General features: G+C 43.3%; 16 protein-coding genes and 1 pseudogene. 3 read left to right on the top strand and 14 right to left on the bottom strand.

The genetic code is table 11. The features are described 5' to 3' along the window. Positions 1-108: 108 nt before the first annotated feature. From N4J56_RS27745 to N4J56_RS27685, 13 genes are all read right to left on the bottom strand, one after another. Positions 109-429 (bottom strand): hypothetical protein, encoded by a 321-nt coding sequence (locus N4J56_RS27745; protein ID WP_317109372.1) that lies wholly within the window; start codon positions 427-429, stop codon positions 109-111. Positions 430-453: 24 nt separating this feature from the next. Further along, positions 454-2,616 carry a peptidase domain-containing ABC transporter gene (locus N4J56_RS27740; RefSeq protein ID WP_317109371.1) on the bottom strand — a complete coding sequence of 721 codons (2,163 nt, stop codon included), beginning with the start codon at positions 2,614-2,616 and terminating at the stop codon, positions 454-456. A gap of 114 nt (positions 2,617-2,730) precedes the next feature. Then, positions 2,731-4,038, bottom strand: a complete 1,308-nt coding sequence (locus tag N4J56_RS27735) for an HlyD family secretion protein (RefSeq protein WP_317109370.1) — start codon at positions 4,036-4,038, stop codon at positions 2,731-2,733. A 112-nt stretch (positions 4,039-4,150) separates the two neighbouring features. Continuing rightward, positions 4,151-4,372 carry a hypothetical protein gene (locus tag N4J56_RS27730; protein WP_317109369.1) on the bottom strand — a complete coding sequence of 74 codons (222 nt, stop codon included), beginning with the start codon at positions 4,370-4,372 and terminating at the stop codon, positions 4,151-4,153. 205 nt (positions 4,373-4,577) lie between these two features. After that, entirely contained in the window at positions 4,578-4,841 is a 264-nt protein-coding gene (locus N4J56_RS27725) for a CTB family bacteriocin (protein ID WP_317109365.1), read from the bottom strand. Positions 4,842-4,916: 75 nt separating this feature from the next. Then, complete coding sequence (locus N4J56_RS27720; RefSeq protein ID WP_317109368.1) at positions 4,917-5,177, bottom strand: CTB family bacteriocin; 261 nt, start codon at positions 5,175-5,177, stop codon at positions 4,917-4,919. A gap of 124 nt (positions 5,178-5,301) precedes the next feature. Continuing rightward, the gene (locus tag N4J56_RS27715) at positions 5,302-5,568 is read right to left on the bottom strand and encodes a CTB family bacteriocin (RefSeq protein ID WP_192161800.1); all 267 of its coding nucleotides are present in this window, start codon (positions 5,566-5,568) and stop codon (positions 5,302-5,304) included. A 76-nt stretch (positions 5,569-5,644) separates the two neighbouring features. Beyond that, positions 5,645-5,890, bottom strand: a complete 246-nt coding sequence (locus N4J56_RS27710) for a bacteriocin (RefSeq protein ID WP_317109367.1) — start codon at positions 5,888-5,890, stop codon at positions 5,645-5,647. Positions 5,891-6,086: 196 nt separating this feature from the next. Next, entirely contained in the window at positions 6,087-6,299 is a 213-nt protein-coding gene (locus tag N4J56_RS27705) for a CTB family bacteriocin (protein ID WP_317109366.1), read from the bottom strand. 75 nt (positions 6,300-6,374) lie between these two features. Then, positions 6,375-6,638, bottom strand: coding sequence for a CTB family bacteriocin (locus tag N4J56_RS27700; RefSeq protein ID WP_317109365.1), 264 nt, complete (start codon positions 6,636-6,638; stop codon positions 6,375-6,377). A 124-nt stretch (positions 6,639-6,762) separates the two neighbouring features. After that, positions 6,763-7,029, bottom strand: coding sequence for a CTB family bacteriocin (locus N4J56_RS27695; RefSeq protein WP_192161800.1), 267 nt, complete (start codon positions 7,027-7,029; stop codon positions 6,763-6,765). A gap of 71 nt (positions 7,030-7,100) precedes the next feature. Further along, positions 7,101-7,367 carry a CTB family bacteriocin gene (locus N4J56_RS27690; protein ID WP_317109364.1) on the bottom strand — a complete coding sequence of 89 codons (267 nt, stop codon included), beginning with the start codon at positions 7,365-7,367 and terminating at the stop codon, positions 7,101-7,103. Positions 7,368-8,243: 876 nt separating this feature from the next. Beyond that, positions 8,244-9,005 (bottom strand): response regulator transcription factor, encoded by a 762-nt coding sequence (locus tag N4J56_RS27685; protein ID WP_317109363.1) that lies wholly within the window; start codon positions 9,003-9,005, stop codon positions 8,244-8,246. A gap of 1,114 nt (positions 9,006-10,119) precedes the next feature. Here N4J56_RS27685 and N4J56_RS27680 point away from each other — a divergent pair. The 3 genes and pseudogenes from N4J56_RS27680 to N4J56_RS27670 all read left to right on the top strand — a co-directional run bounded on the left by N4J56_RS27680 (position 10,120) and on the right by N4J56_RS27670 (position 15,641). After that, complete coding sequence (locus N4J56_RS27680; protein ID WP_317109362.1) at positions 10,120-12,078, top strand: serine/threonine-protein kinase; 1,959 nt, start codon at positions 10,120-10,122, stop codon at positions 12,076-12,078. A 287-nt stretch (positions 12,079-12,365) separates the two neighbouring features. After that, positions 12,366-13,553: pseudogene (locus tag N4J56_RS27675) on the top strand (IS4 family transposase). 369 nt (positions 13,554-13,922) lie between these two features. Then, the gene (locus tag N4J56_RS27670; protein WP_317109361.1) at positions 13,923-15,641 is read left to right on the top strand and encodes a hypothetical protein; all 1,719 of its coding nucleotides are present in this window, start codon (positions 13,923-13,925) and stop codon (positions 15,639-15,641) included. A gap of 147 nt (positions 15,642-15,788) precedes the next feature. On the opposite strand, the gene N4J56_RS27665 is transcribed toward N4J56_RS27670, so the two are convergent. Further along, a complete protein-coding gene (locus N4J56_RS27665) occupies positions 15,789-16,319 on the bottom strand; it encodes a shikimate kinase (RefSeq protein ID WP_410500614.1) in 531 nt (176 codons plus the stop codon). Positions 16,320-16,328: the final 9 nt, after the last annotated feature.

Raw genomic sequence — 16,328 nt, 5'->3', positions numbered from 1 at the left:
AAGGACAAGGGGGACAAGGGGGACAAGGAAGAAATTCTAGCCACCAGCCACTAGCCGCTAGCCACTTACCCTGCTCGTGCGCTCGTGCGCTCCCTGTTTCCGAATCAACTAGCTAAACAGAGAAAACAATAAACTAAACATATTCATGCGAGAACGACGCGATCGCCGTCCGCCACCGCCACCACCGAACAGAGATAGTAAAGGCATAATAAACGTAGTTTGAGACATCTTATAACCAGTCCGGCGAGTCGAAGACGTGCCGTCGTTGAAGTTTGTAGTTGCCTCGGCGGAAGTATCAATATCAGTTTGTTGGAAAAATATAGGACCAAACAGATCTTGTAAACTCGCTCCACCTGCTACTGATTCTTGTTCCCGATCGGATAATTCAACAAATAGTGCTGTATTTTTGATTTCTGTCATCTGAGACATAGCAAATTCCTCCCCATTTCCTCATTAAGGTAAGAAAAATTTCAAATGTTCCCCTGGTGCATGACGCAACTCTGATAGGGGTCCTTGGACGACCAATTTACCTTGATTCATTAATACCACCCACTCTGCGCGATCGACCACGGCAGGACGGTGAGTAATCAAAATTGTGGTTTTGCCTTTACGGGCAGCAAACAGCCGTTCCAAGACTTCAAATTCGCCGATCGGATCGAGTCCAGATGTCGCTTCATCCAAGATCAGCACGGGTGGGTTATTCACAATAGCGCGGGCGATCGCCAACCTCTGCCGCTGTCCTCCAGACAAGTTCGCCCCAAATTCTCCTAACACTGTCTGATATTTATTTGGTAGTTGGCTAATAAAGCCATCTGCATTGGCAATTTGACAAGCTTTCACTATTTGTTCAAACTCAAGATGAGGATTACCTAAACGGAAATTATCTAAAATTGACCGACTCCAAAAGTGAGGTTCTTGAGGAATTAAAACAACTTGCTGCCGCAAACAGTCGAGCGATAAATCCTGTAAGTTATACAAGCCGATCCGAATATTTCCCGACTGCGGCTCGTACAATCCTGAAATGAGTTTTGATAAAGTACTTTTACCGCAACCCGATTGCCCAATCAAAGCAACAATTTTTCCCCCAGGAAGTGTGACTGAAAAATCTTCTAATAAATCTATCCGTCCCGCATGATGAAAACAAATATGCGAACATTCAATGTCAGCATCGGGTAAAATTTTGGCAAATGGTTTATAAGTGTCTCCTACAGATTCTGGAGTAGCATCAATCACTTCTAGCAGGCGAGTGACCGCAGTTTGAGTCCGAAAATATTCATCAGTCAGTCCAATTAAAGAACTAATTAAGCCGATGACATTTCCCTGCATACTATTAAACGCCAGCATTTGACCGATGCTAAGTTCGTTTTTAATCACTAATACGCTACCATAACCTAATAGAGCAATGCCCCCAATACTACTGATTAGTTGAGTAAAAGTACTATTAAGAATACCGAGTTTAATCGTACTAAATGTTAAATTTGCCATTCGTCCAAAACGGCTCTGAAATTCATCCCAAAACTGAGGTGCGGCTGTTGTGGTTTTCATCACCATCGCACCTTTAAATGTTTCTACTAATACACCCTGATTTTCAGCTGATAATATTAAAAGATTGCGTGTTTTTTGCTGTAGTGTCGGTAAAAATGGTACAGTAGAGAAAGCCATTACCATTCCTACTAGTAAGACGGTAAGTGTTAGCTTCCAGCTATAAAATACCATGAATGCGAAAGAAATTATCGCAATAAAAATCTGGCTGGGTAGGTGAGCGACAATTTGCGAAACTAACTGGTTAATTTCACTAATATCTCGCAAACGGCTGGTAATTTCTCCACTACGACGGGATTCAAAATAACTTAAGGGCAAGTGCAAGAGTTTGCGACCAAATTCTAACACCAGTCCTAACTGCAACCGCTGACCGAAATGCGAGATCATGGTTGATTGCAACAGTCCCATCGTGCTGCTAAAAACGTTGGTCACGATCACAGCAGCTACCACCACCGTGAGTAACTGCATATCTCCCCGAACGAGAACATCATCTGTAAGAATTTGAATTAAAATTGGGCTAGCTAAAGAAAGTAAACCTAAAACAATATTGATCCCAAGTGCTTCTAGCAACAGCAGGCGATAGGGCCAAATTCTGCGGAAAAAGCGCGTAAAGCCACCAGAAGATTCTTCTTCTCCCATATTATGGAAGCGGTCTGGGTCGGGAACCAGCAACAGCATGATTCCACTCCAAGCTTCCAACAACTCTCGCCGAGTGAGATAACGAATACCTACTGCGGGGTCAGCGACAACAAATTTATTACCCTGCCGTCCAAACAAGACAATCCAGTGGTAGCCTTGCCAGTGAATAATGGCTGGCAGAGGGACTTCATGAATTTTGTCTAAAACCTCACTCGATGCTTTAACCGATCGCGCGTTTAATCCTAAAGCTTCAGCACCGCGTTTCAACCCTAACATCGTCGTTCCCAGTTGTCCGGTTCCGACTGCTTCCCGACTGCGGTTGATGCTCAAAACTTTGCCGTAGTGCTTGCAAATCGTTGCCAAACAAGCCGCGCCGCAATCTTCCTCACTTGCTTGTAAAATCGCTTGATATTTTTTCTTCAGCAGACTAACCATGATAGATGCCGATAATCAGTTATCAGTTATTAGGGAGTCGGGAGTTGGGAGTCGGGAGTCGGGAGTCGGAAAATTTACCACGCACCACGCACCACGCACCACGCACCACTATTTTTAGATACCCGAAAGAATTCTTGCTTTACGTAAAACGAATTGTAATGGTGTCTCTGATTTGGAAATAATGTCTACTGTCCCTTCCATACCAGGTTGCAATCGACACAGGCGATCGCCAGTACCGACAAACCACGTATTCGGTTGAATTGTCACCTCGTATGCGCCTGCTGGAGTTGGGGACTCGCTGGCTGCACCGCTAGCAGTAGGTACGACATCGGGAGCCACGGTTTTGACTACACCCTTAAGCGTGCCGTAGTCGGGGTAGGGACAGGCGGAAACGCGCATCTGAACTTGCTGACCTGGCTTGATCTTGCTAATCTCTGCACCTGGGACGTAAGTTTTGATGTCTAAACGCGAGTTGGTGCGGGAAATTTGGGCGATCGCTTGTCCCGTGCTAACTACCTGTCCTGGGTTGCGCAACTCTAGTTTCAACACTGTACCATCGGTGGGCGAGAGAATCATGGTCTTGCTCAGCTCTACCCCCATTTGTTGGACTTCTTTGGTGTCGCGGGCAACTTGATTTTGTAATTCGATTTGGTTACTAACTAAGTTTTTACGTTCTTTTTGTAATGCGGCTACAGTTGCCATACCCCGTGCTTCTTCTTGGGCGATGCGTTCGTTGGCGATCGAGACTGTAGCATTACTAGGGTTGAGATTGGCTTTGGCTTGATTGACTTTTGCCTGCGCCGCTTTATAAGCTTGTTCTTTTTCTTTAACTTGTAATATAGGAATTGCGCCTGTATTGGCTAGTTGACGGTAGCGTTGCATCTCCTCTCGCGCCAGATCTAGCGAGGCTTGAGCGACTTGCACTTCTGCTATTGCTGTCTGTTGTTTGGCAAGGTAATCTCTTTGCTGTAGTTGCAATTCTGCCTGAGCGGAGGCAACTGAACGAGTTGATAAATTCGATTCTGCCGCAATTTGACTATCGATGGAACTCAACTGAGATGAAATTTGTCTTAGTTGAGAGCGACTTTGTTGAACGCTGTCAAGTAATTGGTTTCTTCTAGTTAAAATTTGTGAATTGTCAACGTAAGCGATCGCATCACCTTTTTTCACCAATTGGTTTTCTTTGACGGTAATGTTTCTGACAACGCCATCGGATGCCGATTGGACGATTTGGACTTCGCCGCGAATCGATGCAGGTGCTTTGACTGTCACGTTGTAGTTGAGCGTAGCAGCCAAGGATACCGCTGCACTGAAGGCAACTACCAGAACTCCGCCGCCAATTGTGACTGTAGGACTAATTGAGGGTAGAAACTCTTCGCTTTCAACTATTCGTAGAGATTCTGGATTGACTTCGCTAACCATGACTGTGAACCTTTAAACTACATCATTTGTCTGAGACGTTGAGCGCAAAAGTGAGGTAACTGCGATCGCTACTAAGAAAACTTCTAGTTAACGCTTTTGTTATGAATCTTTTCTAGAAGATATAAAATCTTGACATTGGTTTAAGCAGGAAGGGATGATGAAATGGATCTTTCTTGCCATTATCTGATTCTGTTTGGCGGCTGGTTTCATGTTCCGTAGATTCATGAGTTTCCTTATTGATTTCGGTATAGTTAGCACCGCCAGCTACAGACTCTTGTTGCTCTGTGGTTAATTCTAAAAACAATTCTGGTAATAGACTTTTCGGAAAAGACATAGTTGATTTTCTCCAATTGTTACAATCTCGTTCATTGCGTCATAATAAAAAACTTCCAGAGACTTCATACCTTGGGTTGTTCTCATTTATGCACTGAGCTAGGCAAACCAAGCGCAATGAAAACGGTAGTGGAAGCTCTGGAGTTGTTTAGCGGATAGTCTGTACTACTGATTTATCTATCCATCACCGTAATCTTGCTCAGCGATTACTTGGCAGTAAAGTACTTGAAAGCGTCAGTTTCAAAGCTTTGGTTCGCATTCAAGTAATCTTGGTCAACGTAGCTACCTTGACGAGTTGAAGCAATCCCGACTTTCAGGTGTTGTACTGATTGCTTCTCTTTCAAACTGGTTCCCAAAGCATCATAGATAGAATTGTCACCGTAACCGTCCCAAGAATAACCACCTGCGACTAATTGTTGTTGCTCGTCAGATAGTTCGACAAATAGTTCGTTGTTGGTTTCGTTAATCATTGTAAGTAATCTCCTGAAGTTGTTTATGTGACTTAATGTGTTGTACGTTTGGGATGCGAGAATTATGCAGCTCAATTATTTAGCTGTGAAATACTTGAAAGCGTCAGTTTCAAAGCTTTGGTTAGCATTCAAGTAATCTTGGTCAACATAGCTACCTTGGCGAGTTGAAGCAATTCCCACTTTCAGGTGTTGCACTGATTGCTTCTCTTTCAAGCTAGTTCCCAAAGCGTCATAGATGGAATTGTCACCGTAACCGTCCCAAGAATAACCACCTGCGACTAATTGTTGTTGTTCGTCAGATAGTTCAACAAATAATTCGGTGTTTTCGTTAATCATGATGAGTAATCTCCTGAAGTTGTTTGAGTTGAAGTTGTAGGCGTGACTTAACTTAGATTTTGCTGGGTAGTAATTCTCTCGGTTGAGCTGAGAGAATTACACCTGATGAGTTCAGATAAATTGACTATTTAGCTGTGAAAAACTTGAAAGCATCAGTTTCAAAGCTTTGGTTAGCATTCAGGTATTCTTGGTCGACATAGCTACCGTCGCGAGTCGAGGCAATTCCGACTTTGAGTTGTTGTACGGATTTCGTTTCTTTCAAGTTTGTATTGAGAATGTCATAGATGGACTGACCATCACCACCGCCGGGATAAGAATAACCACCAGCTACGAGTTGTTGTTGTTCGTCAGACAGTTCGACAAATAATTCAGTGTTGGTTTCGTTAATCATGATGAATAATCTCCTGAAAGTTGTTTGAGTGACTTAATGTGTTGTACGTTTGGGATGCGAGAATTATGCAGCTCAATTATTTAGCTGTGAAATATTTGAAAGCATCAGTTTCAAAGCTTTGGTTAGCATTCAAGTAATCTTGGTCAACATAGCTACCTTGGCGAGTTGAAGCAATCCCTACTTTCAGGTGTTGTACTGATTGCTTCTCTTTCAAACTGGTTCCCAAAGCATCATAGATAGAATTGTCACCGTAACCGTCCCAAGAATAACCACCTGCGACTAATTGTTGCTTGCTCGTCAGATAGTTCGACAAATAGTTCATTGTTGGTTTCGTTAATCATGATGAGTAATCTCCTGAAGTTGTTTGAGTTGAAGTTGTAGGCGTGACTTAACTTAGATTTTGCTGGGTGGTAATTCTCTCGGTTGAGCTGAGAGAATTACACCTGATGAGTTCAGATAAATTGACTATTTAGCTGTGAAAAACTTGAAAGCATCAGTTTCAAAGCTTTGGTTAGCATTCAGGTACTACTGTCAACATAGCTACCATCGCGAGTCGAGGCAATTCCGACTTTGAGTTGTTGTACGGATTTCGTTTCTTTCAAGTTTGTATTGAGAATGTCATAGATGGACTGACCATCACCACCGCCGGGATAAGAATAACCACCAGCTACGAGTTGTTGTTGTTCGTCAGACAGTTCGACAAATAATTCAGTGTTGGTTTCGTTAATCATGATGAATAATCTCCTGAAGTTGTTTGAGTGACTTAATGTGTTGTACGTTTGGGATGCGAGAATTATGCAGCTCAATTATTTAGCTGTGAAATATTTGAAAGCATCAGTTTCAAAGCTTTGGTTAGCATTCAAGTAATCTTGGTCAACATAGCTACCTTGGCGAGTTGAAGCAATTCCCACTTTCAGGTGTTGCACTGATTGCTTCTCTTTCAAACTGGTTCCCAAAGCATCATAGATAGAATTGTCACCGTAGCCGTCCCAAGAATAACCACCTGCGACTAATTGTTGTTGCTCGTCAGATAGTTCGACAAATAGTTCATTGTTGGTTTCGTTAATCATGATGAGTAATCTCCTGAAGTTGTTTGAGTTGAAGTTGTAGGCGTGACTTAACTTAGATTTTGCTGGGTGGTAATTCTCTCGGTTGAGCTGAGAGAATTACACCTGATGAGTTCAGATAAATTGACTATTTAGCTGTGAAAAACTTGAAAGCATCAGTTTCAAAGCTTTGGTTAGCATTCAGGTACTCTTGGTCAACATAGCTACCATCGCGAGTCGAGGCAATTCCGACTTTGAGTTGTTGTACGGATTTCGTTTCTTTCAAGTTTGTATTGAGAATGTCATAGATGGACTGACCATCACCACCGCCGGGATAAGAATAACCACCAGCTACGAGTTGTTGTTGTTCGTCAGACAGTTCGACAAATAATTCAGTGTTGGTTTCGTTAATCATGATGAATAATCTCCTGAAGTTGTTTGAGTGACTTAATGTGTTGTACGTTTGGGATGCGAGAATTATGCAGCTCAATTATTTAGCGTGAAATATTTGAAAGCATCAGTTTCAAAGCTTTGGTTAGCATTCAAGTAATCTTGGTCAACATAGCTACCTTGGCGAGTTGAAGCAATTCCCACTTTCAGGTGTTGCACTGATTGCTTCTCTTTCAAACTGGTTCCCAAAGCATCATAGATAGAATTGTCACCGTAGCCGTCCCAAGAATAACCACCTGCGACTAATTGTTGTTGCTCGTCAGATAGTTCGACAAATAGTTCATTGTTGGTTTCGTTAATCATGATGAGTAGTCTCCTGAAGTTGTTTGAGTGACTTAATGTGTTGTACGTTTGTGATTCGAGAATTATGCACTTAAAGTTTAGTTCGTTTGGATTTTAATCTTTAAAATACCTAGAAACTTTGTGGTCAATAAAATGATTTAAGCCTGGTATTTTCGATCAATAAAGTAACTTTAAGAAGTTATTACTATATTGACTTTCAGATTTACCGATTGTTTTTATACAGATTCGGTTTAGAGAACATCTTTTAGTGCTGAGAGAACGCTGTAAGAATAACTACCAGCTTTAGTTGTTGTTTCTCGTTATTTAATCCTACAGTTAGTTCAGATTTGATTTCGGAAAACCTGTTTGAAAAACTTTTTGTTTTTTCTTGCTCAGGCTATTATTCGTCATCTACTAATAATCTATAAAGAAATTCAGATTATTTGTACGGCAAAGTTACCCAAAGCAATGGGTGAGTTCACTAGGTATATACCCGTTTTAAAACAGTAGATGTGCTAGCTATTTTAAGAGGTTATGATATTAAAAAAGCCAAGTCAAGTGCTAGGATATAATAGGTTTCTATGGAAACATATTACCCTTAGCACCAAACTTGGATGGCAGATAATAAATATTCTATTTTTGTTGTCTTTAGTAGAAGGCAGTTTAATTAAAAAAAAATTGCTATCGAGCAAGTGAAGGGAGGGGAATATAAAGATATACAATTAAATATTGTTAAGACACCTAGATAGAAAAAGAACATACTGTTTGATGCGATCGCCACCACTTTTAAACTACTCAAAATTGCTGACGCAATTTTCTATAATTCAAAATTTAAAATCCAAAATCTTAAGATAATTTGGTAGATGCTAGCCTGCGATCGCAATTTTTACGAGTGTCTTACGAAATTAAATGGTTCTCCATCGCAAAGCGCAACAATTCAACCCGATTGCTAGTTCCGGTTTTACCTAACAAATTGCTCACGTATTTCTCTATCGTGCGCGGACTGAGAAATAGATTGGTAGCAATTTGAGAATTAGATAGTCCCTGCGCCAGAAATTTGAGTACAGCCTGTTCTCTGTCTGTGAAATTAATGTGAGATCTGGTAGCTGCAATTGTTGCTTGGATTTGGGAATGCAATTGGTGGCGTAAGGTTTCAGTTGGCGATGAAATTGGTGTCGGAACACTGAGAGGATTGTAGTCGAAAGTATCTGTAGAGACGGGTAGCCTACCTGTATTTTGTGCGCGATCGCGCAGGCGCAATTCCCATTGCATCAGTTGAGATATCAGCTGCGATCGCTCTAGCAGGTTACGAACGACAGCATGTAACTCATCCAATTCAAACGGTTTAGGTAAGTATGCATCGCCTCCCATTTGATAGCCGCGAATGCGTTCTTCCGTTTCCGTGCGTTCGGTTAAAAATACGACAGGCAATAATCGAAATGCCGGACGCTGACGCACCCATCGAATGAGTTCGTATCCATTCATCTGCGGCATCATAATATCGGTGATAACTAAATGAGGTTGATATTCCTCAATAATTCTCAGCGCTTCTTTTCCATGTTCAGCCGTAACTACTGAGTAACCGATTTGCTCCAATGCATAGCTGGCAGAAACACGAATCGACGGCTCATCATCAACCACGAGAATTAGTAACGACATAGGACGCAAACATTTCCTAATAACTTGTGAAGGCTCGATTTGAGCTATATGCGCTGACCTACTGACCAGATGTTATGTCTAGATACGCTGCGATTTTAGATTTGATGCATGGCGATCGCTTGTAGGTTTCCAGCAGAGAAAGCATATCTGGCTCAGTTAAACTTTACAAAAAGTAACAATTTTTGTCCGCAGTAAACAAAATTTTTTTCTAGGCTGATGCATTGTATGTATAATTAAAAATTCAACTTGAGTGACAAAGATTACGGAAAAAGCACATACTTCTAAGTAAATTTGTTACCAGCACCCAAGACTAACAGCCAATTGCATAAAGGTAGCAAGATTACCCATAGCAAATGTTGCAGAGATGCAAGCAAAAGCTACAGAATGCTCTGCCTTAAGTGGTAAACCTAACTTCCTCAGAGTTTGGTTAAGGTCGGGAACCGCGCTTAATTTTTTTTAGCTTTGTTTTGTTTAAATCGATATTGTAATGCTGCTTAGCATTGCAAATAAGCTGTAGGTAGCACCCTTTGCTGTCTGTCTGCAAGGTAGACAGCGTAACAGTTATCTTTCTCGTGTTTTTGTATAACGAGTTTTGCTCCTCGATTATGCCAAGCTCGAGAAGCGGAGAAAAAATTTTCTTACATCACTAATTTAAGTATTTTCCCAGCCAAATGGTCAAAACCAGCCGTAGTCTTTATTAAATCTTTACTGAAACTAAACATAAGCTTAACTCTAGATTAACTAAAAGTAGCAGTAAATGTTGTAATAAAACTTCATCATTTTGCAGGGTTTGACTTAGTAAAGTTTTCTAGTTAGTAAAGTTTTCTAGCAAAACCATTCCTGCCGATCGGTTGCCGTTGCTAAGTACAAGACGACTACAGCAGGGATAACTTGAATTAGTACAGACAAGATAGCAAAGATAGACCAGATGTTAGCGTGCATGGGGTTTCTCCTACTGCGCAATGCTTGTTATATGTTACTTAGGTTGCCCTCAGTTAGTTTATGCAGCGATTGATGAGTAGTAGAGACGTTGCATGTAACGTCTCTACACTGACTGATAACTGACAACCGAACGTGGTATGTTAGGAATAAAACCGAAAATCAGCAACTTCCGATGGCAGCAATCTTGTTAAAAAATCGTTACCGAGTGCTGCAAGAACTGGCAAATGGGAGGTTTGGGAAGACTTTTTTAGCAGAAGACACTCAGATGCCTTCTGGTAAGAAATGTATCATTAAGCAGCTCAAACCGAGCGAAAACAGTCCCCAGGTCGATCGAATAATCAGAGAAAAATTTCAGCGTGAAGCCGCAACTTTAGAAACGCTAGGCGATATCAATAGTCAAATCCCTCGTCTGTATGCCTATTTTGTAGAAGCTGGAGAATTTTATTTAGTTCAAGAGTGGATTCAAGGTCAAACTCTGAGCGATCGCGTCCAGCAAGTAGGACTGTTTAGCGAGCGAGAAGTTAAAGAAATACTATTAAATATACTGCCAGTTCTGCAATACATTCACAGTCAGGGTATTATTCACCGCGATCTAAAACCAGACAATATTATTTGGCGATCGCGAGATAGCAAACCCGTCTTGATCGATTTTGGCACGATTAAGGAAATCATGGGAACGACGGTAACGCCTTCCGGTCGTGCTACAAGTTCGATTGTAGTAGGTACGCCAGGATTTATTCCCAACGAACAAGCAGCGGGAAAACCTTTATTTGCCAGCGATTTGTATGCTTTAGGCTTAACGGCAATTTATTTACTGACAGGTAAGATGCCGCAAGAACTGAAAACTAACCCTTTGGCGGGTGAGATCCACTGGCGACAGCAAACATTAAATGTGAGTCCAAAATTTGCGGCGATTTTAGATAAAACAATACAACCATCCGCCCGCGATCGCTACATGAATGCGCCTGCCATGTTAGCAGCTTTGCAGCAGCTCGACACTCATACTGTTCCACCGAAAGCCAGTACGCCGCAACCACCAGCTGCACCGCCACCGACTCCTACTCCACCGAGAGTCAGTACGCCGCAAACGCCACCGACTGCAACTCCACCGACTCCTGCTCCACCGAGAGTCAGTACGCCGCAAACGCCACCGACTGCACCGCCACCGACTCCTACTCCACCGAGAGTCAGTACGCCGCAAACGCCACCGACTGCAACTCCACCGACTCCTGCTTCACAGACAATTATTCCAGAATCCTCTCCTCCGCCACCAACAGCAGTCTCTACGCCTCCCAACCCAGTAGAGAGAAAAGAAACTTTTCATACAGGCGTTACTTCAGGTAAAGCTAGTCGTGAAAAATTGAAAACCTCTGCTGCCACCAATAAACTAGTAACTTTGGCAAAAGCTGCTTTAATTCTTTGCGGTAGCTTAGTAGCTTTAGCCGTACTATTTGTTGCAATTAGCTATGTAACAAGACCAAAAACGAATTCTATCAATAATGACTCTCCTCCAGCGATCGCAGAGCAAAACGGCAAACCGAGTGAATTGAATTCCTCATCAACAACAAATAACCAGCCAAATGCTGTTTCTCCGCAGCCAGGATCGACAACATCAAGCTTGAGCGAGCAAGTGAAAATCGGTCGGCTGAAAACTTATACTTACAATACCAATCTGTTTTCAATCGACGTACCGGAAAACTGGCAGCGTCGCGATCGCAGTACGACAGGTGAAGCAATTGTTAGCTGGTACGCTCCGACTAATAATGCAGCTATTGTAGTTGATGTCTTTACCAGAGAAGCATTTCAGCAAAAAGGTCAAATTTCCCAAGCAAGATTGAGCCGATTTTTAGGCAGAGCAGCCCAACAACAGTATCGTGCGAATCCTGATTTTCAGTTAGCCGTAACTGAACCGGCGAGTGGCGGTTGGCTGCAAGTACATTGGACTTATACAGTGACTAACCTGCAAGGTAAAAAAAGCAAAATGTTAGGCTACGGTTACGTCAAACAAGATGATGACAAAATTTCTTACATTCACTTCATCGTTCCTGAGACACAGTATCCGCAATTGCGATCGCAGCTTGGTAAAATCACCTCCAGTTATAGCGTCAACTCCACAGCGCCATTACCTTAAGTTTTGAGAACTGACTTGAAAATAGATTTTCATTTCTGGGGTGAGGGTGTGGGCTGTCGCCCACGCCCTCATGAAGACTCTTGCCTCCTTTTGAAGGAGTTGGGAGAGCGACAATACTTTTCGGATAAGGGCGGTTAAAACCCACTACGGTTCAGTTAAGGCTCAAAGTGTTGTAAATTAAGCATTGTTCCCAAGAATGGAAAGTGAGTGTAGTGCATCTGAAGGATTTCTCATTGTTGTCTCCTACGATACAAAGTAGTGATGTGTTCAAAGCGATAGAGGCAGCCATCCCATCCACGGAGATCGAGCAAGCGATCGCTAAAACTAAAGTTTGTGAACAACGTAAACGCTCGTTACCAGCACAATTGGTAATTTGTTTGGTAATTGCGATGAGTCTGTGGTCACGAGATTCGATGAGAGATGTGCTGAAAAACTTAATTGATGGGCTGAGCGAAGCATGGGTGAAATGGGGAAATACTGGCGAGTTTTTGTAAATCAGCAATAACGCAAGCCCGACAACGATTAAGTCCAAGGGTGATGAGTCAATTGTTCCATCAACTGGTGCGACCAATGGCTAGCACCGATACCAAAGGAGCATTTCTCAATGGATTGCGAATTGTGGTAATTGATCGGACTTGCTTCGATCTGCCAGACAGCGATGAAAATGCGAGAGTTTTTGGTCGTCCGAGCAGCCGTCCTGGCACACAAGCCGCATTTCCCAAACTGCGATTAGTCATTTTGGTAGAAGCAGGAACACATTTAATCTTTGATGCATTGATGTGTCCATATCGAATAGGAGAACGAGTGCGGGCATTAAGATTATTACGCTCCGTGAGTTCAGGGATGTTGTTGATGTGGGACAGAGGGTTACATTCTTATGCAATGGTGCAAGCAACTGTCACAACTGGTAGCGATTATTTAGGAAGAATTCCCGCAAATGTCAAGTTTTTGTGCGAAGAACCACTGGCGGATGGTTCTTATCTGAGTTGGATTTATCCACCTGCTAAATTCCGCTCAAAAGCTTGCCAGCCCATACAAGTCCGAGTGATTGAATACACAATTGGTAATACCGACAACCCAGAGGAACAACTAAGATATCGCTTAATTACCAGCTTATTGGAATTGGAGAAATTTCCGGCTCAACTACTGGCGATTGAATATCATCAACGCTGGGAAGTAGAAAATACTATTGATGAACTCAAAGTACATTTATCAGGACGAAAAACTCATATTCGCTCTCAAAACCGCGTGAAGTTGTGCAGGAAGTTTACGGGTGGTTGTTAGGACACTGGGCTGTGCGGTTATTGATGTTTCAAGCTGCAAAGAGCGCGGGTATCACTCCTTTGCGTCTGAGTTTCACTGGGACATTGCGAGTTATTCGTCGTGCTATCCCGAAATTTCAACGCTTGCAATCACAAGAACTCCCCTTTTTTAAGTTGGTTAACTGTAGAGATTTTAGACACTCTGTTACCTGAACGAGTTTCTCGTACCAATCCCAGAGTTGTAAAACCTGTATCCAAGTTTCGCTCAAAAAGCCAAGACATCGAGCCACCCCTCCCGAACCAATCCTCCTATTTTCTTTATCCTCAGCACAGCGTAGCCTTAAATGAACCGTATTGGGTTAAAACCGCATCTACACAGACGAAACCTGCCTGCGCAGGTTAGAAACTTAAATGCATTCTTTAGTCTGCGGAGGCAGACTTTGTTTGTGTAGCCGCGAATTCTATTCGCCCTTAATTTAACTTATGTATATTTTTGTTTCTCCTATTCTGAAATTTTCTGGAAGACCACGTGTAGGTATAACACATAACAGAATTTCACGAATTTCAGTTTTTGGAGAACATATGTTTTTCGTCTCTAAACGCCTTACGCTATTTATTTGGGCGCTATTAATAACGTTAGGACTGGCTGTCACTCAGTCTTCACCATTGAAATTAGCAGTGGCAAAAGAGTCGAGTCGCGATCGCGCTCCGTCTAACCCTCACGCGATGCACCTCGCTCAAGCAACATCATCTCAACCCACTGCCACGCTATTTGACAATTTCGGCAATCTCCACCACCCAATATCAACGAATTTAAAACTAGCTCAACGTTACTTCGACCAAGGATTGACCCTTGCCTACGGGTTCAATCATGCGGAAGCAGCCCGTTCCTTCCAAGAAGCTGCTAAACTCGACCCCGAATGTGCGATTTGCTACTGGGGCGTTGCCCTCGTCCTTGGACCCAACATCAACGCACCGATGGAGCCAGAAGCTGTATCTGAAGCTTGGCGATCGCTCCAGCAAGCACTGAAGCTGAGTAAAAATGCCAGTGACAAAGAGAAGGCTTACATTCAGGCATTAGCAAAACGTTATCCACCGCAGCCAGTTGAAGATCGCAAGTCATTCGATCTTGCCTATGCCAACGCCATGCGGGAAGTTGCCCAACGCTACCCTGACGATCCAGATGCAGCAACTTTATTTGCTGAAGCCTTAATGGATACCACTCCTTGGGATTACTGGGAGGAAGATGGCACGCTCAAACCAGCAGGTAAAGAAATTATCGCCACCTTAGAGTCAATTCTACAAGAACATCCCAACCATCCTGGTGCTAACCATCTCTACATTCATGCCGTAGAGAAAGAACGCCCCGATTTGGGGGTTGCTTCTGCCGATCGCCTGATGCAACTGGTTCCCAATTCCGGTCACTTAGTACACATGGCATCGCACATTTATATACGTGTTGGCAGATATCACGATGCCGTACTGTCCAATCAACGCGGAATTGCTGCTGACAATGCTTATGCGGCTCGGAATCAGGTAGAGGGGATTTATCCATTGGCTTATATGCCCCACAACCATCATTTTCTCTGGTTCGCCGCCTTAATGACCGGACAGAGTAAAGTCGCAACACAGGCAGCACTTCAGACAGCTAAAGTAGATGCAAAACTCATGCGACAGCCCGAATTTGCTGGAGCCTTGCAGCACTTCTATACGATTCCCATGTATACCTATATTCGGTTTGGTCAATGGGATCGGATTTTCTCAACCGCTGCACCCGCAAAAGATCTGAAATATCCATCTGGAGTCTGGCACTACGCACGCGGACGCGCTTTTGCTGCTAAAGGTCAGATTAAACCAGCAATGCGGGAATTGAAAAAACTACAAGCGATCGCCGCAATTCCAGCCTTGCAAGACATCAAAATTTGGGGCTTTAACTCAACGGCAAGTATTTTAAATCTTGCCTCCCAAGTGCTAGCAGGTGAAATTGCTGCACAGCAGAAAAATTACCAGCAGGCGATCGCGCACTTGCAAACAGCAGTCAAGCTAGAAGATGCTCTTGTTTATACCGAGCCTGCTGACTGGTCTCAACCTGCACGGCAATCGCTAGGAGGTATTTTACTCAAAGCGCGTCGCTTCGCCCAAGCAGAACAAGCCTATCGAGATGACTTGAATATTTATCCCGAAAACGGCTGGTCTCTCTATGGGTTAATGCAAAGCCTTAAAGCACAGAACAAGCAAAAGGAAGCTCAAGTCGTCCAAAAGCAGTTCGAGCAAGCTTGGCAGTATGCTGACAGCGAATAGGGAGCAGGGAGCAGGGTGTGGGGAGAATTCGGAATTCGGAATTCGGAATTGAAAATTCTTGACTGCTGGTGGTTGGTGGTTGTTGCTCCTAGTCTCTCCTGCTCCTCTGCTTCCTTGTCCCCCTTGTCCTCCTTTCCCGACTCCGTACTACCGTACGGGCGGGTTTGGAAACCCGCCCCTACCAACTCCCGCTTTCAGCACTGAAGGAATTGCTTCTAATACCTGTGCTGCGATCGCGTCCGGGGTGTCTTGGGGATGGGGGGTGATGTGCAAGTCAGCTTCGGCGTAGAGCGATCGTCTCTCATCGAGGAGCGATCGCAGTTTTCCAATTGGATCGGGATCTTGTAGTAGAGGTCTAGTATTATCTTCTGCTAAGCGGCTGTAGAGTTGTTCGACTGGCACATCCAACCAAACAATTAAGCCGTAATGCAAATAACTCCAGTTTTCTCGCCGCAGTACTATTCCGCCGCCAGTAGAAATAGCAAGACGAGTATAGGCACAAACTTCTGATAAGACCTTAGTTTCTATTTGCCGAAATGTTGATTCTCCCTCTTCAGCAAAGATTTGGTTGATCGATTTTTGTGTCAGTTGTTCGATAACTGCATCCGTATCGACAAACCCATAACCGAGTTGGGCTGCAAGTATTTGTCCTACCGTCGTCTTGCCTGCACCCATCATTCCCACCAG

This window comes from Chroococcidiopsis sp. SAG 2025, from assembly GCF_032860985.1.
GTDB lineage: Bacteria > Cyanobacteriota > Cyanobacteriia > Cyanobacteriales > Chroococcidiopsidaceae > Chroococcidiopsis.
This window is presented reverse-complemented; position numbering and strand designations above follow the sequence as displayed.

What these genes read in the sequence shown, in the direction of transcription:
- N4J56_RS27715 (WP_192161800.1), bottom strand. Translation starts at nt 5,568, where the DNA reads ATGATTAACGAAACCAACACTGAATTATTTGTCGAACTGTCTGACGAA.
- N4J56_RS27710 (WP_317109367.1), bottom strand. Translation starts at nt 5,890, where the DNA reads ATGAACTATTTGTCGAACTATCTGACGAGCAAGCAACAATTAGTCGCA.
- N4J56_RS27695 (WP_192161800.1), bottom strand. Translation starts at nt 7,029, where the DNA reads ATGATTAACGAAACCAACACTGAATTATTTGTCGAACTGTCTGACGAA.
- N4J56_RS27725 (WP_317109365.1), bottom strand. Translation starts at nt 4,841, where the DNA reads ATGATTAACGAAACCAACAACGAACTATTTGTCGAACTATCTGACGAG.
- N4J56_RS27735 (WP_317109370.1), bottom strand. Translation starts at nt 4,038, where the DNA reads ATGGTTAGCGAAGTCAATCCAGAATCTCTACGAATAGTTGAAAGCGAA.
- N4J56_RS27730 (WP_317109369.1), bottom strand. Translation starts at nt 4,372, where the DNA reads ATGTCTTTTCCGAAAAGTCTATTACCAGAATTGTTTTTAGAATTAACC.
- N4J56_RS27700 (WP_317109365.1), bottom strand. Translation starts at nt 6,638, where the DNA reads ATGATTAACGAAACCAACAATGAACTATTTGTCGAACTATCTGACGAG.
- N4J56_RS27685 (WP_317109363.1), bottom strand. Translation starts at nt 9,005, where the DNA reads ATGTCGTTACTAATTCTCGTGGTTGATGATGAGCCGTCGATTCGTGTT.
- N4J56_RS27720 (WP_317109368.1), bottom strand. Translation starts at nt 5,177, where the DNA reads ATGATTAACGAAAACACCGAATTATTTGTTGAACTATCTGACGAACAA.
- N4J56_RS27680 (WP_317109362.1), top strand. Translation starts at nt 10,120, where the DNA reads ATGGCAGCAATCTTGTTAAAAAATCGTTACCGAGTGCTGCAAGAACTG.
- N4J56_RS27665 (WP_410500614.1), bottom strand. Translation starts at nt 16,319, where the DNA reads ATGATGGGTGCAGGCAAGACGACGGTAGGACAAATACTTGCAGCCCAA.
- N4J56_RS27705 (WP_317109366.1), bottom strand. Translation starts at nt 6,299, where the DNA reads ATGATTAACGAAACCAACACTGAATTATTTGTCGAACTGTCTGACGAA.
- N4J56_RS27670 (WP_317109361.1), top strand. Translation starts at nt 13,923, where the DNA reads ATGTTTTTCGTCTCTAAACGCCTTACGCTATTTATTTGGGCGCTATTA.
- N4J56_RS27740 (WP_317109371.1), bottom strand. Translation starts at nt 2,616, where the DNA reads ATGGTTAGTCTGCTGAAGAAAAAATATCAAGCGATTTTACAAGCAAGT.
- N4J56_RS27690 (WP_317109364.1), bottom strand. Translation starts at nt 7,367, where the DNA reads ATGATTAACGAAACCAACAATGAACTATTTGTCGAACTATCTGACGAG.
- N4J56_RS27745 (WP_317109372.1), bottom strand. Translation starts at nt 429, where the DNA reads ATGTCTCAGATGACAGAAATCAAAAATACAGCACTATTTGTTGAATTA.